The sequence below is a fragment of the Corynebacterium sp. 74A genome (genome assembly GCF_008930665.1).
Taxonomy (GTDB): Bacteria; Actinomycetota; Actinomycetes; order Mycobacteriales; family Mycobacteriaceae; genus Corynebacterium; species Corynebacterium megadyptis.
This window is the reverse complement of sequence record NZ_PQMG01000001.1, coordinates 22,528-43,212: the sequence shown is the minus strand read 5'-3', so window position 1 is coordinate 43,212 and position 20,685 is coordinate 22,528. Positions and strand designations below refer to the sequence as shown.

The window sequence follows — 20,685 nt, the reverse complement described above, 5'->3', positions numbered from 1 at the left end:
ATCCACTCACCCCTACCCCCGTTTCCCACACAAGTAAATTGTCTGGAATCTGAGAAAATCCCCTGTGCCAGCGCCTTTGTTGGGGTAGCCCCATTCGTGTCTACTTGACATCCCACCACTAGGCGGAACCATTACTGGCGTGCATCTATATGTTCTCACTGGCTATCTACACCGGCGTAGTATTCGACATGGACATATACCCACTAACGAAGGTCGGGATCCCACTAAGGTGTGCAGTGGCCTCCCGGCACGTTGAACACAACATAGTGAAGGGCTAGGTGAACGCGTGTCTCAGGACACCCTGAACCCCGACAATATTGGCTGGGACGGTTTCGCCGCCGGTGCGTGGCAGAGCGAGATCAACCTGCGTGACTTCATCCAAAACAACTACACCCCCTATGACGGGGACGATAGCTTCCTCGCAGGCCCCACCGATAAAACCATGCGCGTGTGGAATCACTTGGAGAAGAACTACCTTTCCGAGGAGCGCAAGCGTCGCGTCTACGATGTAGACACCGAAACTCCGGCAGATGTAGATGCCTTCCCTGCCGGCTATATCAGCGAGGACGACGATGTGATCGTCGGCCTGCAGACGGATGTGCCGCTCAAGCGCGCCATGATGCCCAATGGTGGCTGGCGCATGGTGGAAACCGCCATCAAAGAAGCCGGCAAAGAGGTTAATGAGGACGTGAAGAAGATCTTCACCTCCTACCGTAAGACCCACAACGATGCTGTCTTCGATATCTACACTCCCCGCATCCGCGCAGCCCGTAGCTCCCATATCGTCACCGGCTTGCCCGATGCCTATGGCCGCGGCCGCATTATCGGCGACTATCGCCGCGTGGCGCTCTACGGCGTCGATGCTCTCATCGCCGAGAAGCAGCGGGCGAAGGATGCTCACGCCAATGAGCCTTTCTCCGAGCACTGGGCCCGCTACCGCGAAGAGCATTCCGAGCAGATCAAGGCACTGAAGAAGCTGAAGAATATGGCTGCCGCCTATGGCTTCGATATCTCTCAGCCGGCCACCACCGCCCAAGAGGCCGTGCAGTGGACCTACTTCGCCTACTTGGGATCAGTGAAGTCCCAGGACGGCGCCGCTATGTCTATCGGCCGCCTCTCTGCCTTCCTCGATATCTACTTCGAACGCGATCTCGCCGCCGGCCGCATCACCGAAGAGGATGCCCAAGAAATCATGGATGCGCTCGTGATCAAGCTGCGCATCGTGCGTTTCTTGCGCACTATCGACTATGACCAGATCTTCTCCGGTGACCCCTACTGGGCCACCTGGTCCGATGCCGGCTTCGCCACCGACGGCCGCTCGCTGGTGACCAAGACCTCCTTCCGCCTGCTGCAGACCTTGCGTAACCTTGGTCCCGCACCGGAGCCGAATATCACCATCTTCTGGGATCCGGCACTGCCGAAGGGCTATAAGGACTTCTGCGCCGCTATCTCAATCGAGACCTCCTCCATTCAGTACGAGTCCGATGAGCAGATCCGCGATCAGTGGGGCGACGACGCCGCCATCGCCTGCTGCGTCTCCCCCATGGCCGTGGGCAAGCAGATGCAGTTCTTCGGCGCCCGCGTCAACGCCGCCAAGTCCTTGCTCTACGCCATGAACGGTGGCCGCGACGAGGTCAGCGGCAAGCAGGTCACCGAAGAGGGCCTGTTCACTCCGATCGAGGGCGATGGCCCGCTGGACTTCGATGAGGTCTGGCAGAAGTACGAGGAGATGCTCGACTGGGTGGTGGGCACCTACGTGGAGGCCCTCAACATCATCCACTATTGCCACGATCGTTATGCCTATGAAGCTGTCGAGATGGCGCTGCACGACTCCGACATCATCCGCACCATGGGCTGCGGCATCGCCGGACTCTCGATCGTCGCCGATTCGCTCTCTGCGATTAAGTACGCCACCGTCACCCCAGTGCGCGATGAGACCGGGCTGATCGTGGACTACGTCACCGAGGGCGAGTTCCCGCGCTATGGCAATGATGATGACCGTGCCGACGATATCGCCGCCACGATCGTCCACACCGTCATGGACAAGATCAAGTCCATCCCGATGTACCGCGACGCCATCCCCACGCAGTCGGTGCTCACCATCACCTCGAACGTGGTCTACGGCAAGGCCACCGGCTCCTTCCCCTCCGGGCACCAGGCCGGTACGCCGTTTAGCCCCGGCGCCAACCCAGAAAACGGCGCCGACACCCACGGCATGGTCGCCTCCATGCTCTCGGTGGGCAAGCTGGACTACCAGGACGCACTCGATGGCATCTCGTTGACGAACACCATCACCCCCTCCGGTTTGGGCCGCGATAAGTCCGAACAGGTGGGCAACTTGGTGGGCATTCTCGACGCCGGCTTCATCATCGACGACACCACCTGCCCCGCCTAATACCACCCCACCTCGCCTCGGATCCCCTGGGGCGGGGCCCAAGAATGTACCTTTCACCACCCACTATCCAAGGAGTAACACCATGTCCACCAAGACTTTCGACGAGCGCATGGCTGCGATGAAGGCTGCCCGTTCCCAGCACAATGCCGGCTCTGGGCTCTACCACGCAAACATTAACGTGCTCGACCACAAGACCCTGCAGGATGCCATGGACAACCCGGAGAACTACCCCAACCTCACCGTGCGTGTGTCCGGCTACGCCGTGAACTTCGTTAAGCTCACCCGTGAGCAGCAGCTCGACGTGATGGCTCGTACCTTCCACCACAACGCCTAAGCGCGCCTGACACCACGATCCAGCACCCAAGGAGCTTTCACCCCATGGCCGACGGCCTCAACTCGGCAGTAACCCTCTCCCCTCAGCAGGGCCCCCGCCACCGCGGAAGCGCCCATGGCTTGGGCATGCCCGAGCTCGATAGCGAGGAGCGCAGCGAGTTGCTCGAGGCGCGCCGCACCGGCAATGCCGGACTGGTGCACTCCTGGGAGCTGGTCACCGCCGTGGACGGCCCCGGCACTCGGATGACGATGTTTCTTTCCGGGTGCCCGCTGCGCTGCGTGTACTGCCACAACCCCGACACTATGGGGATGAAAGAAGGCACCATGCACACGGTGGAGCAGATCGTCTCCAAGGTGCGCCGCTACAAGGCAGTGTTTCGCGCCTCCGGCGGCGGACTGACGATCTCCGGCGGGGAGCCGCTCTTCCAGATCGAGTTCACCCGCAAGGTGCTGCGTGCCGTGCACGACTCCGGTATCCACACCGCCATCGACACCTCCGGGTATCTGGGGGCTCGGCTCAGCGATGAGGACCTCGACAACATCGACCTAGTGCTGCTCGATGTGAAATCCGGTGACCCAGATACCTATCGGGCTGTGACTGGTGGTCGCGAACTCCAACCCACCATTGACTTCGGTGATCGTCTCACCGCGAAGGGCGTGGCCATCTGGGTCCGCTTCGTGCTCGTACCTGGCTGGAGCGACGATCCCGACAATGTCGCGAAAGTAGCCGATATCGTCTCCCGCTGGTCCTCCAGCGTCGAGCGCGTCGAGGTCCTGCCCTTTCACAACATGGGCCAAGACAAGTGGGAAAAACTGGGCCTGCCCTATGAGCTCTCCGGGGTCAAGCCGCCTTCGGCGGCTGCCGTGGAGGAGGTTCGCGAAGTCTTTCGTTCCCGCGGTCTGACGGTGTACTAGCACCGCTACTCCCCGCGGGTGTAGACATTATTACCGCCACCGCAACCGGCATCGTCTCGGTTGCGGTGGCGGTTATTTTTATGAGCTATGAGCTGCGTCGATACACCCAATCCGCGATTCTATTGCTCACTATCAATCAAGTCTTAAGACCAAGACACAACGACCCCATTTTCATGGTCTACGCAACAGTAGGGTTGCTAGCGTGAAAGTTATAACAATTGGGCTGAACCCAGCTGTGTGAGTGTTCGGCCCACGATCCTATCGCCAAGGCCTCGCGAGGCCTTTTCCAGAAGGGATATGTGAGTATGACCGCTCCCACTACTGTGTCGGCGCCGCAGAGCGCCACGGAGGCCCGCAGCATCAACAACAGCTGGGCGCTGAGCCTCTTTGGTACCGCTGTCGGCGCCGGCATCCTGTTTCTTCCTATCAATGCCGGCGCGGCCGGCATCTGGCCGCTGCTCATCGTCACTGTGCTCATCGGCCCGATGACCTATTTCTCCCACCGAGCGCTCGCCCGCTTCGTCTGTAAATCCCCCCGTCAGGGCGAGGACATCACAGTCGTCGCCACCGACTACTTCGGCTCGGCGTGGGGCTGGGCGATCACCATCCTCTATTTCTTCGCCATCTACCCCATCGTGCTCATCTACGGGGTATCGATCACCAACTCCGTCGATAGCCTTATCCAGAATCAGCTCGGCGGCCCCGCCATCGATCGCTGGATCCTCGCTGGGGTGCTGGTGGCCGCGATGATGGTGCCCATGGTCGTCGGCCAAAAGCTCATGCTGGCTGTCACGCAATTCTTGGTCTACCCGCTGATCATCGCTTTGCTGGGCATTTCGCTCTATCTGATTCCCACCTGGAAGTTGGACGGACTCACCGCGATGCCTGGTGCTGGGGACTTCCTCGTTTCCGTGTGGCTGATCATTCCCGTGCTGGTCTTTGCCTTCAACCACTCCCCTGCGATCTCGCAGTTCTCGCTCGCCATGCAGCGTACCCACGGCCCCCGCAGCGCCGAGAACGCCTCCATCGTCTTGCGTCGCACCGCCATGCTGCTCACGGTGTTCACCATGCTCTTTGTGTGGTCCTGTGTGCTGTCTTTGGGCACGGACGGCCTCGCCGCCGCCCGCGAGGAAAACCTGCCGGTGCTCTCCTATCTCGGCAATGTGCACGACGCCCCGATCATCTCCTACCTGGCTCCGGCGATCGCCATCGTGGCTATCGTCTCCTCCTTCTTCGGCCATACCCTCGGCGCCGCCGAGGGGGCCGCCGGCATTGTGCGCCATGCCCGCCCCGAGATGGTCGATCGCCTCGGCGAGCGCACACTGATGATCGCCGTGAACGTCTTTATCGCCATAACCGCCTGGATCGCAGGGGTGCTCAACCCTTCCATTTTGGAGGTCATTGAGACGCTTTCCGGCCCAGTGATCGCTTCGATCCTGTACCTCATGCCGATGGTGGCCATCTATAAGGTCGATGCCCTCGCACCCTTTAGAAAGTACGCCTCGAACTGGTTCGTGATTGTCACCGGCATCGTCGCGATCTCGGCCGTGATCTACAAAATTATCGGCCTGTTTTAGCTACTACGCACAAGGCTTATCGACGCCCACTGCGCGCCACACCGCGTGAGTGGGCGTCGCCTGTCTGCACCCCCAGCGAAGAATAGACTATGCTGTCTACATGTCTACTTTTCCTGAACTATGGACCCTAGCCCGCTCGCTGCGCGAGGACTATCTTTGGGTGGATCTCACCCACAGTTTCCATGCCGGCCAGCCTCACTTCGGGGCGCTGCCCGATGAGACTCGCGAGCGCCTCTACACCGTGGAGGAGCATGGCTTCGAAATCGATCGCTATAGCGTTGTGGGCCAATGGGGCACGCACGTAGATCCGCCGGTGCATTTTGTTACTGGAGCTCGACCCTTGGATGAGATCCCCGTCGAACAGATGGTGCTGCCGCTGGTGGTGATCGACGCCCATGAGCAGGCTGCCGCGGATGCCGATTAGCCCCACGGTCGAGGACATCCTGGCGTGGGAGAAGCGCCACCAGCCCATCCCAGAGCGCAGCTTTGTGGCACTACGCACTGACTGGTCGCAGCGCTGGCCCGATGCGGCGGCAATGAATAACGCCGATGCGGAGGGCATCAACCACTATCCCGCGTGGAACCCAGCCGTCGTGGAGTGGCTTATTACCGCGCGGAATATCACCGCGCTCGGGCACGAAACCACCGATACCGACCTCGGGGCGCGGGTCAGCCGCGGCGAGCTGCCCAGCGAATTACTTCTGCTACAGCATGACCGTTGGCAGATTGAGATGCTGTGCAACCTAGATCAGGTCCCTGAGGTGGGCGCGCTCATCGTGGCCTCGTGGCCGAAGCCGCTGCACGGCACGGGTTTTCCTGCTCGCGCCTTCGCTATCGTTCCGCAGCCAGCAACCCGCTAGCCGCTGAATCCCGGCAGCTGCATGCGCGGGCTGAGCACAGCCACGACAAAAGACGAGGTGGAGCGCAAGGGCTTGAGGTCCCAGCTTTCGAGCCGCAGCGAGTCGACGAACCCTGCGGCGTGGGCATCGGCGAAAAAGTCGTCGAATTCATAGCCTCGGCCCGCCCCAAAACCAATCACGGCGCGGCCGTGCGGGCCCAGAACACCATGCATGGCCTCAAGCGCCGGGAGACGACCCTCGGGCGGTAGGAAGCCCATCACATTGCCGGCACAGACGATGAGATCGAAGGGGCCAGCGGGTACCTCGCCGGCGGTAAGATCCCCGACATGCCACTCGGCGTCGGGATAGTCCTTGCGGGCGTAATCGATGAGCACCGGATCGAGGTCCACGCCCACGACGGTGTGGCCGCGCTCCGCGAGGTAGCCGCCGATACGGCCGGTGCCGCAGCCGGCGTCGAGAATGCGCGAGCCGCGCTCGGCCATCGCATCGATGGTGCGTGCCTCGCCCACGATATCGCGCCCCTCTGCGGCGAAGGCGCGCCAGCGGGCGGCGTAGTTCTCGGAATGGTCAGGGTTGGAGGCGAGCATCTCGTGCCAGGTGGGCATAGCGTCCTTTACTCAATGGGCGGCGGCCGCGAGAGGTTTATCCCTCGAGGCGGATTGTGCGCAGGGTGGTACGGGCAACAAGCCGATCGCGCTGGAAGCATTCCACGCCGATCAGCTGGGTGGTCGCGCCGTTATGCAGCGGGGCGGCAATCACCGTCACTACTCCAGCCTTGACGGAGGAGATCATATCGGTGGTGTTATTCACCCCAGCTACGGGCTGGCCATCGGCAAGAATCATAGCGAGAAGAGAGCCGGTGGACTCGGCGAGGGAGCAGAACACGCCCCCGTTGACCAGACCGAAAGGCTGCAGATGCCCCTCGGCGACAGAAATCTGGGCGCGCACCTGCTTGCGGGAGACCACGGTGTAGTTCACCCCGAGGGTGGTATCAAGCCCCGTGTTGATCTCATTGAGTTCGCTGAGTTCGGCATCGGTGAGCGGACGGGTGATAGCGGTATTCAACAACTCTGCGACAGACATACGACCAGTCTATACGCCACACGTCCTACCCCGTGAAGTCAATGGTGCTGCAACCGAATCCGCGCGGAGATGCCCGTCCTTGCTCTCTCCGCGTTAGCGTCGATGCGCTCGATATGACTCTCCTGTCACGTGACGTCTACGATTGAGCACATGTCGAATGCAGAAAAACTCGCTCCCATTGGTGTCGTTGGCCTTGCAGTAATGGGGTCCAACCTCGCCCGCAACTTCGCTCACAAGGGTCACACCGTTGCGGTGTATAACCGCAGCTACAACAAGACCGAGGCCCTCATCGCCGACCACGGCGATGAAGGAGACTTTCTGCCCGCCGCCACCATCGAGGAGTTCGTAGCCTCGCTGGAGCGCCCCCGTCGCGCCATCATCATGGTGCAGGCCGGTAAGGCCACCGATGCCGTGATCGAGCAGCTTGCCGACGCCATGGATGAAGGCGACATCATCATCGATGGTGGCAATGCGCTGTACACCGATACCATCCGTCGTGAAGCAGAGCTCAGCTCCCGCAACCTGCACTTCGTTGGCGCCGGCATCTCCGGCGGCGAGGAAGGCGCTCTCAATGGGCCGGCCATCATGCCCGGCGGCTCCGCCGAATCCTATGAATCGCTCGGCCCGCTGCTGGAGTCCATTTCGGCCCACGTGGACGGGGTGCCCTGCTGCACCCATATCGGCCCCAATGGTGCCGGCCACTTCGTGAAGATGGTGCACAACGGCATCGAGTACGCGGATATGCAGGTCATCGGCGAGGCCTATCACCTGCTGCGCTACGCGGCTGGAATGACTCCCCAGGAGATCTCCGAGGTGTTTTCTGAGTGGAACAACGGCGATCTGGACTCCTACCTCGTGGAGATCACCGCCGAGGTGCTCAAGCAGGTGGATGCCGAGACCGGCACCCCCTTGGTCGACATCGTGGTGGATGCCGCCGGGCAAAAGGGCACGGGCCGCTGGACCGTCAAGGCCGCCCTCGATCTCGGAATCCCCGTGACTGGTATTGGCGAGGCCGTGTTCGCCCGCGCCCTCTCCGGCGATCGCGCGATGCGTGCCGCGACCTCCGGTGAGCTCGCCTCCGGTTCCCTGCGCACCCTCGAGGATCTCGGCGTGACGCGCGAGGACTTCATTAACGATGTCCGCTCCGCTCTCTACGCCTCCAAGCTGGTGGCCTACTCGCAGGGATTCGACGAGATTAAGGCCGGCTCCGCCGAGCACGGCTGGGACGTCGACCCCCGCGATCTCGCCACCATTTGGCGCGATGGCTGCATCATTCGCGCGAAGTTCCTGGATCGTATCCGCGAGGCCTATGACTCCACCCCGGAGCTGACCTCGCTGCTGCTCGATCCCTACTTCCGCGCAGAGATGGAGCAGAGCATGGATGCCTGGCGTCGCGTGGTGGTAATCGCCACCCAGCTGGGTCTGCCCATTCCGGTCTTCGGTTCCTCGCTGTCCTACTACGATTCTTTGCGCTCCTCGCGCCTACCCGCCGCGCTCATTCAGGCGCAGCGTGACTACTTTGGCGCCCACACCTATGAGCGCATCGACCGTCCGGGCAGCTTCCACACCCTCTGGAGCGGTGACCGCACCGAGGTCGAAGCCTAGGAGTACTGTGCGCACCTTCAGGGATCTCGCTTTACCCGATCAGCTCGTTCACGAGCTCACCCGCCGTGAGCTCACCCACCCGACGGCGATCCAGGAGGCGACGATCCCTGATGCGCTGGCGGGGGCCTCGGTTATCGGCCGCAGCCATACCGGATCGGGGAAAACCTATGCCTTTGCCCTGCCGCTGATCACGCGGCTCGCCACCGATGAGCGGCTCTCTCGCACCTCCGTGCCTGGCCAGCCACGCTCACTCATTCTCGCCCCCACCCGCGAATTAGCACAGCAGATCACCGATCGTATCGAGGATCTTGCTGCCGCGGTGGGGCTACGCACCCTCGTGCTCAGCGGCGGAGTGCCCATCGCCACCCACCGTACCCAGCTGGCCGCCCCAGTGGATATCGCCGTGGCCACCCCCGCGCGGCTGCTCGATCTGCGCCGACGGAAGTTACTGAGCCTGGATGCGGTGGAGATCTTCGTCGTCGATGAGGCCGATCACCTCACCGAGGTGGGCTTTGCCCCGCAGCTTGATGCCATCGCGGCCCGGATACCCGAGAGCGCCCAAAGGCTGGTGTTTTCCGCCACGGTGGATCAGAGCACCCGGCGGCTGGCTCCGCATGCCCGCGTCCACGAGCTCTCTGATGGCGCGGCCACCGCCGCGGTCGAGGGTTTGAGCCAGTGGTTGGTGATGGTGCGCACGAAGGAGCAACGCGACGCGCTCATTCATCGCCTCGCTCGCCGGAGCGCGAGCACGATCATCTTCTGCTCCACGAAGGAAGACGTCGATCGCTACGCCCGCGATACCGGCGCCTGCTCGGTGCACTCCGATCGCACCCAGGCCCAGCGCACTGCGGCCGTGGAGCGCTTCTCCTCCGGCGAGGAGCCCGTGCTGATCTGCACCGATATTGCCGCCCGCGGCATCGATATCGCCAATATTGACCTGGTGGTGCACCTCGGTCTGGCCTTCGACCCGAAGTCCTTTGTGCATCGCTCCGGCCGTACCGCTCGCTCCGGCGCGACAGGCAATAGCCTGAGCATTATCGACGCTAACCGCCAGCGCCGCGCCGAGGAGCAATTCCGCAGCGCCGGGGTTACTCCCCGCCAGCTGGAACTCGATTCCGCCGAGCTCGCCTCGCTGATCGGTCCACTTCGCCAGACCCGCCCCTCCCAGAGCGAATCTGCACGTACGCAGTCAGGAGGGCGCGCGGGCAAGAAGTCGAGCTCTGGCTCCCGCCGCTCTGCTGCGGATTCGCGCGGCGGCGCGCAGCAGCCCGCGCAGGGTGGGCGCCGCGGGTTTCGGCCGAAGAAGAAAAAGGGCGGCGCCTGGGGCAAAGGCTCTGTGACGACACGCCGACATATTCCCACGTAGGATAGACAGTTCGGTATTGTTTTAGCCGATCAACAATTATGGATATACTTTTCAGCATTCTGGCTCTCCTCGGCTTTGTGGCATTGACCGCCGGCACGGGACTGTTCGTGGCAATCGAGTTCGCTCTCACCGGGCTCGAGCGCTCCACCATCGATAACCACGTCGCACACAAAAAAGACGCTGTCTCTCAGCGCGTTCGTGATGCCCACGAGAATCTCTCTTTCGAACTCTCCGGTGCCCAATTGGGCATCACCATCACCACCCTGGCAACGGGCTATTTGGCGGAGCCGGTCTTAGCCCGCTTCTTCACCCCGCTGCTGGAATTAGTCGGCCTATCGGAGCGGGCGGCCTCGCCCATAGCTTTGATCCTCGCCCTGATCGTGGCCACCTTCTTGTCCATGATTTATGGCGAGCTCGTGCCCAAGAACATGGCGATCACGGACCCGTGGGCCACCGCCCGCGTGGTGGTCACCCCTGTGCAGTGGTTTAACAAGGCACTCAAGTGGTTTATCACCGCATTGAACTCCTCGGCCAACTTTATTGTGCGCAAGCTCGGTATCGAGCCCGCCGATGAGCTGGCCAGCGCCCGCTCCGCCCAAGAGCTGGGCGCTTTGGTGCGTAACTCCGCCCAAGTTGGCACCTTCGATGTGTCCAAGGCGCGCATGATTGATCGGGCGCTGAAGTTCGGTGAAGCCACCGCCGAGGAGTTTATGACTCCCCGCTCTACTATTTTGTTCCTGCACAGCACGGACTCGGTGGAGGATTTGGTCCAGCTGGCGCTGGAGTCCGGTCATTCCCGCTTTCCCGTGGTGGACGACGATCTCGACGACACCATCGGCGTCGTGCACATCAAAAACGCGTTCTCCATCCCCACGCACCGGCGCCCCGAGGTGCCGGTGGCGCAGCTGGCCCGCGAAGTCAATACCGTGCCCGATTCCCTCGATGGGGATGCCGTGCTCAATGCGGTACGCTCCGCCGGCTCCCAAATGGTGTTGGTCGCCGATGAGTATGGCGGCACCGCCGGCATCGTCACGATTGAGGATGTGGTCGAGGAGCTGCTCGGCGAGGTCTACGACGAACACGACGATGCCGAGGCAGAAAAGGACTTCCGCCGCGTTGGCGATTCTTGGGAGGTTGCCGGGCTGGTTCGCGTCGACGAGCTCGCCGAAGCCATTGGTTATGCCGCCCCCGATGATCACCGCTATGAAACTGTCGGCGGGCTCATCATGACGTGTTTGGGTCGCATCCCCCAGCCGGGCGACGTCGTTCTGCTCCCGCTCACGGAGCACGATATGCGCGATGAATTTGAAACCGGCATGACCGGACGCTGGATCGCCTCGGTCGCGGCCATGGACGATCGCCGCGTCGAACGCGCATTCTTTACCTCTATCAGCAACGAAGAAGCAGCGGAGTACGCCTCATGAGTGGAATCCAAGCAATCATCTTCGCCATTTTCCTTTTAGCTCTCAACGGCTTCTTTGTCGCCGCCGAATTCTCGCTCATCTCCTCGCGCAAGGACCGCATCGACGCGCTCATTGCCCAAGGAAAAACGCGGGCAAAGAAGGTGGAATACGCCACGGAGCATCTCTCCATCATGCTTGCCGGCGCGCAGCTGGGCATCACTATCGCCTCGCTGCTGCTCGGTAAAGTTGGCGAGCCAGCAATCGCGCACCTTTTGGAACGCCCCTTCAGCGCCCTCGGTGTACCCGAATCCTTTTTGCACGCGATTTCCTTCGCGATCGCCTTGGCGGTCATCACTTTCTTGCACATTCTCGTTGGCGAGATGGTGCCGAAGAATATCGCCCTCGCCGGCCCCGAAACTCTGGCCATGATCCTGGTTCCGGCCCACATTCTCTTTGTGAAGATCATGCTGCCCATCCTGAACTTCATGAATTGGGTGGCACGGCACACCCTGCGACTCTTCGGCATCGAGCAAAAAGACGAGCTGGATTCCGCAGTGGACACCGAGCAGCTGGCCATTATGGTCTCTGAGTCCCGCTCCGAAGGGCTTCTCGACGCCGAGGAGCATGCCCGCCTCGCCAAGGCTCTACGCACCGATAAGCGCTCGGTGCGCGAGGTGCTCATCCGGAAGGAAGATGTCCACGCTATTCCCTTCGGCGAGCGCGGCCCCACCGTGCAGCAGCTGGAGGAAGCCGTCAATGAGACCGGCTATTCCCGCTTCCCCATCACCGGGGCCACGGGCAACTATCTCGGCTATGTCCACATCAAGGACGTGCTTGATCGCCTCGCCTCCTCGCGTTCCTCGCAGCAGGACGTGATCCCACGCTCCCAGATCCGACAGCTGATCAATATCGACGCCTCCGGCGTGCTGGATCAGACCCTTCGGCGGATGCGTAGTAGCTCCGCCCACATGGCACAAGTACGCGATCGCGGCCAGCTCATCGGCGTGATCACCCTCGAGGATCTCATCGAGGAGTACGTGGGCAACGTGCGTGACTGGACCCACGAGGACACCGCAGATGCCTGATCTGCTCGCCACTGCCGAGTGGCAGCGGCGACGCAGGGAGCATGAGCGTCGCGTCGACGCGCTCACCGAGCAGCACCTGCGCCGTCGCTCACGGCAGGAAAAGCACCCAGTGTGGGACTTCATGTTCGACTACTATCCCTTCTCCCCCGGCAAGATGCGCCGGTGGCATCCGGGGATGGACTGCGCGCTGATAGGCGATGCCCCGCACGCCCAGTGGTCCTTCTATCGCTCCACCGGCGCTGGGGATGAGGCCCGCACCAGCGTGAATCTGTCTGCCCTTGCCCCTAAGCGGGTCCGCCTCTGGCGCTTCCTCGCCGAGCTGCTGCAGCGCGAGGAGACGAACCCCGCCCGTTTCGATTGCTTTGGCATGCACGAGTGGGCCATGGTCTATCGTACCGATGAGGCCCGCCACGAGCTGCCGCTCCGCTTGGGCGCTGCCGGCACAGATGCGGTGGTCGAGGCCCATGGCCCGCTGAAGTGCACCCACTACGATGCCTTCCGCTTCTACACCCCGCCGGCGCGCCCACTGAATATCCGGCCCTTGCAGCGCGAGGATCAACTCAGCTGCGAACAGCGCGGCTGTCTGCACGCCACCATGGACCTGTATAAGTGGTCCTTCAAGATGCTGCCGGTGGTACCCAGCGAGCTTGTTATCGACGCCTTCGAGCTGGCCTGCGAGGCACGCACCCTCGACATGGAGGCCTCCCCCTATGATTGCCGCGGCCTCGGCTTCGGCAGCGTTGCCGTGGAAACCGCCGCGGGCAAAGCCGAGTATGTGGCCCGCCAGCGCGCGCTGTCTCGCGCCGCCGAGCCGATCCGACACCGTCTGCGTTACTACGTCGAGCGTGCTCTTGCCACTACACTTAATGAGTGAGTCTTGAACCACAGCTAAAGGTTCACACTAATCACAATGTGAGGAAGAGGTGCACCCGTGGCCCGTCACGCATCCGGAGAATCTAATTACCGGCTATCGAAGGAGCTCATCACCGCAGGCGCGGTGATGATTGCACTGGTCATAGCTCTCGTCGTGTGGCTTGCGGTGCGCTCATCCGCCGATAGCGCTGATAGTAGCTTCGCCAAAGAGTGCATCGAGGGCGATCTGCCGGTGCCCGTAGCGGTCAGCTCCTCCACCCCCGATGCGGTGGTCTCCTCGCTTGTCGACGACTACGCGCAGAGCAGCCCCGTGGTCAAAGATCATTGCGTGAGCCTGAACACCGTCGACGATCCCGCCAGCGCCGCCGTGTTCATCTCCACCGGAACCCGCGGCGAGGTGCAACGTCAGCTGGATGCTGCACGGCTTTCTCCCGCCAGCGATACCTGGGCCATCGCTGCAAGCACCCCGGTTGGTTTGGCCTTTAAGCCCGATTCCCCGGCCCCGACTCAGGGCTGGGATGCCCAGCCCGCCGAGCGTGTGTTCTACCCCGAGCCGACCCAGAATCCGGCCGCCGCGTTAGTCGCCGCCGCTGTCTCCAAAGCAAACCCCGATACCGGTGCACAGCTGCTCAAGGACAATACCCTGCCCTCTTTCGAGCCCGCAGCCGAGAGCCAACTCCTCGCGGTGACCGAGTCTGAGACCCCCGAGGGCATGGACTTCTTCGCCCCCGATGACACCCAGGTTCCTACCTTCGTGGTGCCGCTGGTGACCCATGACGTCATCTCGGAGGAACAGTCCCGCGCCGGGGCGCATTTCGCCAAGTTCGTCACCGCCCACAATGAGGGCGCCGAGGACAAGTCCGTCACCTGGGCCACCACCGCCGATATTCTCAGCGAGCGTTATGCCCAGGTTCCGGAAGAATCCACCGGCTCGACCACGCAGCCGATCAACCACACCCTGCTACTGCTCGATACCTCCGAGGCGATGAATGCCTCGCCCTCTGGGCACTCCCTCTATGCCGAAACCGCCCGCATCGCCGATCCCCTGGTGGTCTCCGCGATCCGCGGCGGCGGCACGGTGGCCTTGTGGAACTACTCGTCCCCGCTCAACCCCGGTGTGACCAAGGGGTGGCGCAATAACATCGCCTTCAGCAGCGATAGCACCGCCATCATCGACGCCATGAAGCGGTTCGGCACCGGTGGGCAGCCCCAGACCCGCGAGGCCCTGGCCGCCGCCCTGCCCGTCGCCGCCGACTATGCCGCGAGCACCGGCGAGGCCGTGCAGATCGTGCTCGTGACCTCCGGCACCGTCGATCCGATGAACGATGAGCAGCTGCGCACGATCCTGCAGCGCTACGCGGACGCCAATGTGCAGCTCGACGTGCTCACCGTCGGTGGCGGAGCAGAGGACACAGTGGTCACCGACTTCGCGCGCAGCACCGGCGGTCATGTCGGCACAGCCACCGACACCCCCGAGATCGCCGAGGGGCTGCAGCAGTCCTTCGGTATCGAGCGCCCCTAAGCCACAGACACATCAGGGCTACTACGCAGCAGAGTGACTCTACTGCGTATGCTTTTGGGATAAGCGGACATGCCACAGCCCAGGGATAGAATCCACCAACTATCCCTGGGCTGTGTGCCGTTAAACGAGTGTTTAGGAGCTGCGACGGCGACGTCGAATAGCGAGCTCGTCTTCCACCTCGAGCTCGGCATCGCCATCGATACGCTCGGACGGGAATGCAGAGATGGTGCCGGTGAGCTCCTTCATGATGCCCGGCACGGCGATACCGAAGACGCCTTGGCCGTCGGCGAGAAGGTCGATAACCTCCTCCGAGGAGCGGCACTCGTAGACGGTGGTGCCGTCGGAGACGAGAGTAATGGTGGCGAGATCGTCCACGCCAAGATCGCGGAGTTTATCCACCGCGAGGCGGATGTTCTGCAGGGAGATACCCGTGTCCAACAGTCCCTTGACGATCTTCAGCACGAGAATGTCTTTGAAGGAGTACAGACGCTGTGAGCCCGAGCCACGGGCGCTGCGGATCGACGGGGTCACGAGCTTGGTGCGCGCCCAGTAATCCAGCTGCCGGTAGGTGATATTCGCTACCTGGCAGGCGATAGGAACGCGGTAGCCAACCTCTTCGTCGGGCCCCATGGTGAAGAGGGATTCTTGCACGCCGTGGGTGGTGGATTCAGACATGTGTAATTTCTCCCTTGTTATTTTTCTCTCAGGATACGTGTCCCATAGTGTTCAGGTACAGCCCGCGTTCATTATGAGACACACGTTTCGCTCTTATGCCTCCGGATCAGGAGTGCTTACTCAGAATACTGAGAGCACCGTGAGCCACAGTGGAGACACGCCGAAACTCTAAACCTTTAGTTTAAGCTTAGGCCGCCTGAATCACTTTGTCACCTTTTGTCACACTAGCGGTCAGTTTTATCGTCCCCATTGCTATCGCCGCGCAGGTCGGATTCTTCGACTCCCATCGAGCGCAACAGGGACTCAAAGTCTGCATCTGCTTGGGCATCACCGGAGGCCGAGGAGAATTCATCCGCGGTATCACTGACATCATCGCAGTCGATGCCGAAGCCGCGAGAGAGATCATCGGCGGAGACGAACACCCCCGTGCGGCACAGCACATCCTCGGCCACGGAGATCGGGAGCTCTTCCTCTCGAGCCACTAAGATCGCATCCGAGGGGCGCATATCCAGCACGGTGCCATCGCCACAGACCAAGCTGGCGGTGAAGCGACCGCGGACATAGCCGTCGATACGCACCTCCATCGCGGAGCCGGCGTGCGAGTCAGCGAGCTGTAAGAGCACATCATGGGCGCGGGGACGCACCGGTGCTCTCCCCTGCTCGCGCGAGGCGATGGCAGCTGCGGCGTCCTCGCCAATCCAGATGGGAAGAATGCGGGTGGTGCCGACGACGCGGAGGAATATGACGTTATAGTCCTCGGGCGGAATCACGAACACACCGTGATAGACGAGATCAATAAAACTGCGATCATTCATGGGAGTAGCGTCCTTATACTCACTGCTAAAAAAGAGCCACGATGTAGCGGCGCTACTCCGTGACTCTCATGGTGGTGTTTCTCGGTGCGGCTAGGAGCGAAGATCGTTTTTCACCAAGCTCGCGTGCAGCGACACCACCAAGGCGGTGAGCTGCTCGGAAATCTCTTGGGCCTTGTGCTTGGCCACGTCCGAGCCCGACTGCGCGACAGGGGTGGTTACCTGGGAAATCAGATCTGCTTGGCGGCGCGCCGAATGACGCACCGACTTCAGGTGGCGAACATCGAAACCGAATTCCGTGAGCGCCCGCGCGGTGGAGGCCACACGCACATCATCGGCGGTGAAGAAACCAGCGGGATCGGCGCTAATCAAGCCTGCGCCGGCGAGCTCGCGGACAAATTCCTTGTCTACGTCGGCCTGCGCCGCGACGTCATCGTCGGTCAGCCGTGTAATGGCCGGGGCCCGGAACTCTTCCGGGCTGATGATCGGCTCCACCTTCGTGGCGCTGAGCAGCGCGGTCACCTCGCCGGAGTCCATGGCCTCGAGCTGCTGGCGGATGACCTTCAGCGGCGTGTAGTTATCGCGCTGTGTCACCAAGATATAGCGGAGACGCTCAACATCCTTGTCCGTGAAGCGGCGATAGCCGGAGGGAGTGCGGGAGGGTGTGATGAGGCCCTCGGATTCGAGGAAGCGAATCTTAGATACCGTCACATCAGGGAACTCGCCCCGCAGGCGCTCCAGCACCACGCCGATGGACATGGTCTGCTGGCGCGCATGACGCAGTGGCTTCACGCTGCCGTCTTTAGAATCCCGTAGTGCGCTCACGTTGTTTTTACCCTTAGGTTTCTTCTTTTGATCTTTCGGTTCACGTGGTGCCGCTCAGCGCATCTACGCCGGCGACACGACCCGTATGCATCCTTTGTAGCCTAGCCGAGGGCTGGGGCGCTACTACTTCTTCGGACCTGCTAGGAAAACGAGGCGGAACTTGCCGATCTGCACCTCATCACCCGTGTGCAGTGCCTCAGCGTTCTTCGGCTCGCGGTTGACGTAGGTGCCGTTGAGGCTTCCCACGTCTACTACTTCGAACTGGCCCTCGCCATCGCGACGGAACTCGGCGTGGCGACGAGACACGGTGACGTCATCAAGGAAAATATCGCTCTCTGGGTGGCGCCCCGCGGTGGTGGTCTCCTGGTCGAGCAGGAAACGCGAACCCGCGTTCGGGCCCCGCTTAACCACCAGCAATGCCGCCCCCTCGGGCAGGTTGCCCGCGCCAGCATTCGCCGGTGCAGCCTGAGCACCAGACTCCATTTCCTTAAGCAGATCAGCGCGGAAAACAGATGTAGTCTCCACCTGATTCTGGGAAACGTCAGTGTTGTCACTCATTGAGAAAAACCTCCGGTTGCTCGAGCACAGTGTGTCTTCGCCCCTCACCGCGGGTGCGGTGGCTGCCGTAGCGCTGGGTGAACAAAATCGTCTGCCCTACGGAATCCATCAAGCACAGCTCGTCGCTGCAGGGTCGTAATGTCTACATCATACGTGGCGTAGTAGCTCTTGGGTGTGTAAGCCCAGTGCCTGAGCCCGTTACGATTGCGTAACAAAACCTTAGCGCGCTGGGCAGCCTCCCCCACGGCCGGCATGGCCTATGAGCTTCATCACACGCCGGTGATGAGGGGAGTTATCGGAACATTCCTGATATCCCGCCCATCACCGATTTACCGCTGCCGGACAAGGGGTTGTCATTGACCATGTAGGTCCATGTGGCCGAGGGGCGCACGAGCCCCTCATCGCCGAGGTGCGCACCTTCGTTATCGATCAGCACGTCCTCGAAGCTCTGCACGGCATCATCCACGGCCTGCTGCACGAGCTGTTTGAACTCGGAAACGGCAATGCGGTGGAACTCGTCGATGGGTGTTTCTTTCGCAATGGCCCGCAGGTGAATGGATTCGCGGACGTCGTCGAGAAGCGCGAGATGCTCACTCCAGCCATAGTCCAAGTGATAGAGCATGATCTCGCGGGCAGCCTGCACCAACGTCTCATGCTCCACTGTCTTCTCCAGCTCAGCGGTGCGCTGGGGGCTGCGCTGCCGGAACTCCTCGAGTGCCTGCTCGGAATGCAGCAGGCGCTGGCGCCGCTCATCGATGATCACCCGCTGATCTGCCAGCAGCTTGTTGTATTTCCAGGTCTGGGCGTGGATCTCCAGCAGCTGGCCTTCGGTGACGCGCTGACAGTGCTCGATAAAGTCGCGCACCTTCTTCGAATCTATAGCTCCGGCAGCATCTGGGCGGGCGTGGATCTGCGTGCCCCCGCCGCCGGCATGCACCACATCATCGTCGAGGGCAACAAAAAACACCGAGCTACCGGGATCACCTTGGCGTCCGGCACGCCCGCGCAGCTGATTATCGAGTCGGGCGGTGCGATGCCGCGCGGTACCGATCACGGCAAGTCCGCCACGCTCCACCACGGCGTCGTGATCGGCCTCATCGGCGCCGCCGAGCCGGATATCGGTGCCGCGGCCGGCCATCTGGGTGGAGACCGTCACCCGCCCGAGATCGCCGGCCTCAGCGACGATGGTGGCCTCCTCGGCATCGTTTTTCGCATTGAGCACGCTGACCGGGATATCGCGCTCTGCAAGGGCTGCGGCCAGCTCCTCGGATTCGGCCACGTCGTGGGTGCCCACCAACACCGGCTGGTTCCGGCGATGCAACTTGTCGATCTCCTCCACAATCGCCGTGTTCTTCTCGGCGATGGTGGCATAGATACGGTCTTGTTCATCGAAGCGCTGCAGCGGCGTATCCCGCTCGATCACCGATACCCGCAGGTCATAGAATTGGCGCAGCTGATCGGTGGCCTCCACCGCGGTGCCGGTCATGCCGCAAACCAGCGGATAGCGCTTCATCAGCGCCTGTAGCGTGATGGTATCGAGGATGCGCCCGCCATCAGACACCACTAGACCTTCTTTTGCCTCCACCGCGGCTTGCAGCCCGTCAGGCCATCGTTGCAGGTCGGCGACGCGCCCGCGGGAGGCGTCGATAAGCGAAACCTTGCCCTCGCGCACGATATAGTGCACATCCCGAATCAGCAGCGCTTGGGCGTGCAGCGCGAGATTGACGTGCACCAAGGTAGTGCCGATGTGCTCCTCGTCGTAGAGAGTGTCAATGCCCAGGACCTCTTCCACATAGTGCGCGCCAGCGTCATTGAGAAACACATTGCGCCGCTCATCATCGACATCGAAGTGTTCGCCTTCTTTGAGTCGACGCACTATTTCGGTGATCCGCCCGGTCGGCGCCGTGGACTGATCCGTGCCCGCCAGCACCAGCGGCACCAGAGCTTGATCCACCAGCACCGAATCGGCCTCGTCGACGATCGCCACATCCGCACCCGATTGCACCGCATCCTCGGCGCGGGTGATGAGCTGATCCCGCAAGACATCGAATCCAATTTCATTGACCGAGCTGTACACCACGTCCGCGGCATAGGCGTGACGACGCTGCGCTGCAGTCATTTTTTCCGAAATGAACGACACGCTCACTCCAAAGGGGCGGAACACGCTCTCCATCCGGGTGGCATCGCGCTGCGCAAGATAGTCATTGACCGTGATCACATGCACCCGCTGGCCCTGCAGGGCAAAGCCCACCGCCGCCATGGCCCCAGCCAGCGTCTTTCCCTCACCGGTGGCCATCTGGATCACATCGCCGGCCAGCAGCCGCTGCGCGGCCTGGTACTGCGAGATAAACGGCTCCTCGTCATGGGCAGCGGCACTGCAGGCGCCAATGGCGGCGAGAAGCCGTGGCATATCGCTGATCGTGGTACCCGCGGCACGGGGGCTGCCGGATAAACACTCCGCCGCCACCGCCGCGGCATGGTCGCCGCCAAGAGCGGAGCCCTCGCTGCGCAGAATCTGCTGCGCCTGCTCGGCTATACCAAAGCTCTTCTTCTCGTGCTTGGTCTCCTTCGCTCCGAGCGCCTTCCAAAACCACTTCATGCCAGCCACTGTTTTTGGCCATCCTCCTCGAACAGCTCCCAAGATTGGCCGTGGGCCCACCCCAGAAGTCATCGCGTGCTATCGGTGTTCCAGCTTAGCGCTCGCCCCAGACACTCTCGGCAGCCTCCCAGACGCACTCATCCCACCTCTCCAAGAAATCCGGCACCATTCAGCCGCCCATTGCTTGCCTAAATGCCCA

General features: G+C 62.0%; 19 protein-coding genes. 12 read left to right on the top strand and 7 right to left on the bottom strand.

What is annotated here, in order from left to right; genetic code table 11:
- Positions 1–286: 286 nt before the first annotated feature.
- From GBB11_RS00210 to GBB11_RS10970, 6 genes are all read left to right on the top strand, one after another.
- Positions 287–2,395, top strand: coding sequence for a pyruvate formate lyase family protein (locus tag GBB11_RS00210; RefSeq protein WP_151548542.1), 2,109 nt, complete (start codon positions 287–289; stop codon positions 2,393–2,395).
- A gap of 82 nt (positions 2,396–2,477) precedes the next feature.
- On the top strand, positions 2,478–2,729 hold the full coding sequence (gene grcA2, locus GBB11_RS00205) for an autonomous glycyl radical cofactor GrcA2 (protein ID WP_018019663.1): 252 nt from the start codon (positions 2,478–2,480) through the stop codon (positions 2,727–2,729).
- 44 nt (positions 2,730–2,773) lie between these two features.
- Positions 2,774–3,643 carry a pyruvate formate-lyase-activating protein gene (gene pflA / locus GBB11_RS00200; protein ID WP_151548541.1) on the top strand — a complete coding sequence of 290 codons (870 nt, stop codon included), beginning with the start codon at positions 2,774–2,776 and terminating at the stop codon, positions 3,641–3,643.
- A gap of 305 nt (positions 3,644–3,948) precedes the next feature.
- The gene (locus tag GBB11_RS00195; protein ID WP_151548540.1) at positions 3,949–5,220 is read left to right on the top strand and encodes an amino acid permease; all 1,272 of its coding nucleotides are present in this window, start codon (positions 3,949–3,951) and stop codon (positions 5,218–5,220) included.
- A 100-nt stretch (positions 5,221–5,320) separates the two neighbouring features.
- A complete protein-coding gene (locus GBB11_RS10975; protein ID WP_255441497.1) occupies positions 5,321–5,644 on the top strand; it encodes a cyclase family protein in 324 nt (107 codons plus the stop codon).
- Entirely contained in the window at positions 5,634–6,080 is a 447-nt protein-coding gene (locus GBB11_RS10970; protein WP_255441496.1) for a cyclase family protein, read from the top strand. The genes GBB11_RS10975 and GBB11_RS10970 overlap by 11 nt, the downstream gene beginning before the upstream one ends.
- On the opposite strand, the gene GBB11_RS00185 is transcribed toward GBB11_RS10970, so the two are convergent.
- Positions 6,077–6,685: a bifunctional 2-polyprenyl-6-hydroxyphenol methylase/3-demethylubiquinol 3-O-methyltransferase UbiG gene (locus GBB11_RS00185; protein WP_151548539.1), complete on the bottom strand. Its 609-nt coding sequence runs from the start codon at positions 6,683–6,685 to the stop codon at positions 6,077–6,079. The genes GBB11_RS10970 and GBB11_RS00185 overlap by 4 nt on opposite strands.
- 37 nt (positions 6,686–6,722) lie before the next feature.
- Positions 6,723–7,163, bottom strand: a complete 441-nt coding sequence (locus GBB11_RS00180) for a PaaI family thioesterase (RefSeq protein WP_151548538.1) — start codon at positions 7,161–7,163, stop codon at positions 6,723–6,725.
- 150 nt (positions 7,164–7,313) lie between these two features.
- On the opposite strand from GBB11_RS00180, the gene gndA reads away from it, so the two are divergent.
- Genes gndA through GBB11_RS00150 form a run of 6 tightly spaced genes read left to right on the top strand, consistent with a single transcriptional unit; the run spans position 7,314 to position 15,017 of the window.
- Complete coding sequence (gndA, locus tag GBB11_RS00175; protein ID WP_151548537.1) at positions 7,314–8,768, top strand: NADP-dependent phosphogluconate dehydrogenase; 1,455 nt, start codon at positions 7,314–7,316, stop codon at positions 8,766–8,768.
- Positions 8,769–8,775: 7 nt separating this feature from the next.
- On the top strand, positions 8,776–10,134 hold the full coding sequence (locus GBB11_RS00170) for a DEAD/DEAH box helicase (RefSeq protein ID WP_192796340.1): 1,359 nt from the start codon (positions 8,776–8,778) through the stop codon (positions 10,132–10,134).
- Between the two features lie 38 nt (positions 10,135–10,172).
- On the top strand, positions 10,173–11,558 hold the full coding sequence (locus GBB11_RS00165) for a hemolysin family protein (protein ID WP_151548535.1): 1,386 nt from the start codon (positions 10,173–10,175) through the stop codon (positions 11,556–11,558).
- Positions 11,555–12,622 carry a hemolysin family protein gene (locus tag GBB11_RS00160; RefSeq protein WP_151548534.1) on the top strand — a complete coding sequence of 356 codons (1,068 nt, stop codon included), beginning with the start codon at positions 11,555–11,557 and terminating at the stop codon, positions 12,620–12,622. Before GBB11_RS00165 ends, GBB11_RS00160 begins: the two co-directional genes overlap by 4 nt.
- The gene (locus GBB11_RS00155) at positions 12,615–13,496 is read left to right on the top strand and encodes a 3-methyladenine DNA glycosylase (RefSeq protein WP_151548533.1); all 882 of its coding nucleotides are present in this window, start codon (positions 12,615–12,617) and stop codon (positions 13,494–13,496) included. Before GBB11_RS00160 ends, GBB11_RS00155 begins: the two co-directional genes overlap by 8 nt.
- A gap of 57 nt (positions 13,497–13,553) precedes the next feature.
- Positions 13,554–15,017 carry a hypothetical protein gene (locus GBB11_RS00150; protein WP_151548532.1) on the top strand — a complete coding sequence of 488 codons (1,464 nt, stop codon included), beginning with the start codon at positions 13,554–13,556 and terminating at the stop codon, positions 15,015–15,017.
- Positions 15,018–15,149: 132 nt separating this feature from the next.
- Here the strand turns inward: GBB11_RS00150 and GBB11_RS00145 are convergent, their stop codons facing one another.
- From GBB11_RS00145 to secA2, 5 genes are all read right to left on the bottom strand, one after another.
- Positions 15,150–15,692, bottom strand: coding sequence for a MerR family transcriptional regulator (locus GBB11_RS00145; protein ID WP_151528825.1), 543 nt, complete (start codon positions 15,690–15,692; stop codon positions 15,150–15,152).
- Between the two features lie 224 nt (positions 15,693–15,916).
- The gene (locus GBB11_RS00140; RefSeq protein WP_151548531.1) at positions 15,917–16,507 is read right to left on the bottom strand and encodes a bifunctional nuclease family protein; all 591 of its coding nucleotides are present in this window, start codon (positions 16,505–16,507) and stop codon (positions 15,917–15,919) included.
- 90 nt (positions 16,508–16,597) lie between these two features.
- Positions 16,598–17,263 (bottom strand): MerR family transcriptional regulator, encoded by a 666-nt coding sequence (locus tag GBB11_RS00135; protein WP_151528876.1) that lies wholly within the window; start codon positions 17,261–17,263, stop codon positions 16,598–16,600.
- 189 nt (positions 17,264–17,452) lie between these two features.
- Positions 17,453–17,887 (bottom strand): oxoglutarate dehydrogenase inhibitor Odhl, encoded by a 435-nt coding sequence (odhI, locus tag GBB11_RS00130; RefSeq protein ID WP_151548530.1) that lies wholly within the window; start codon positions 17,885–17,887, stop codon positions 17,453–17,455.
- A 292-nt stretch (positions 17,888–18,179) separates the two neighbouring features.
- Positions 18,180–20,495, bottom strand: coding sequence for an accessory Sec system translocase SecA2 (gene secA2, locus GBB11_RS00125; RefSeq protein ID WP_192796341.1), 2,316 nt, complete (start codon positions 20,493–20,495; stop codon positions 18,180–18,182).
- Between the last annotated feature and the right edge of the window lie 190 nt (positions 20,496–20,685).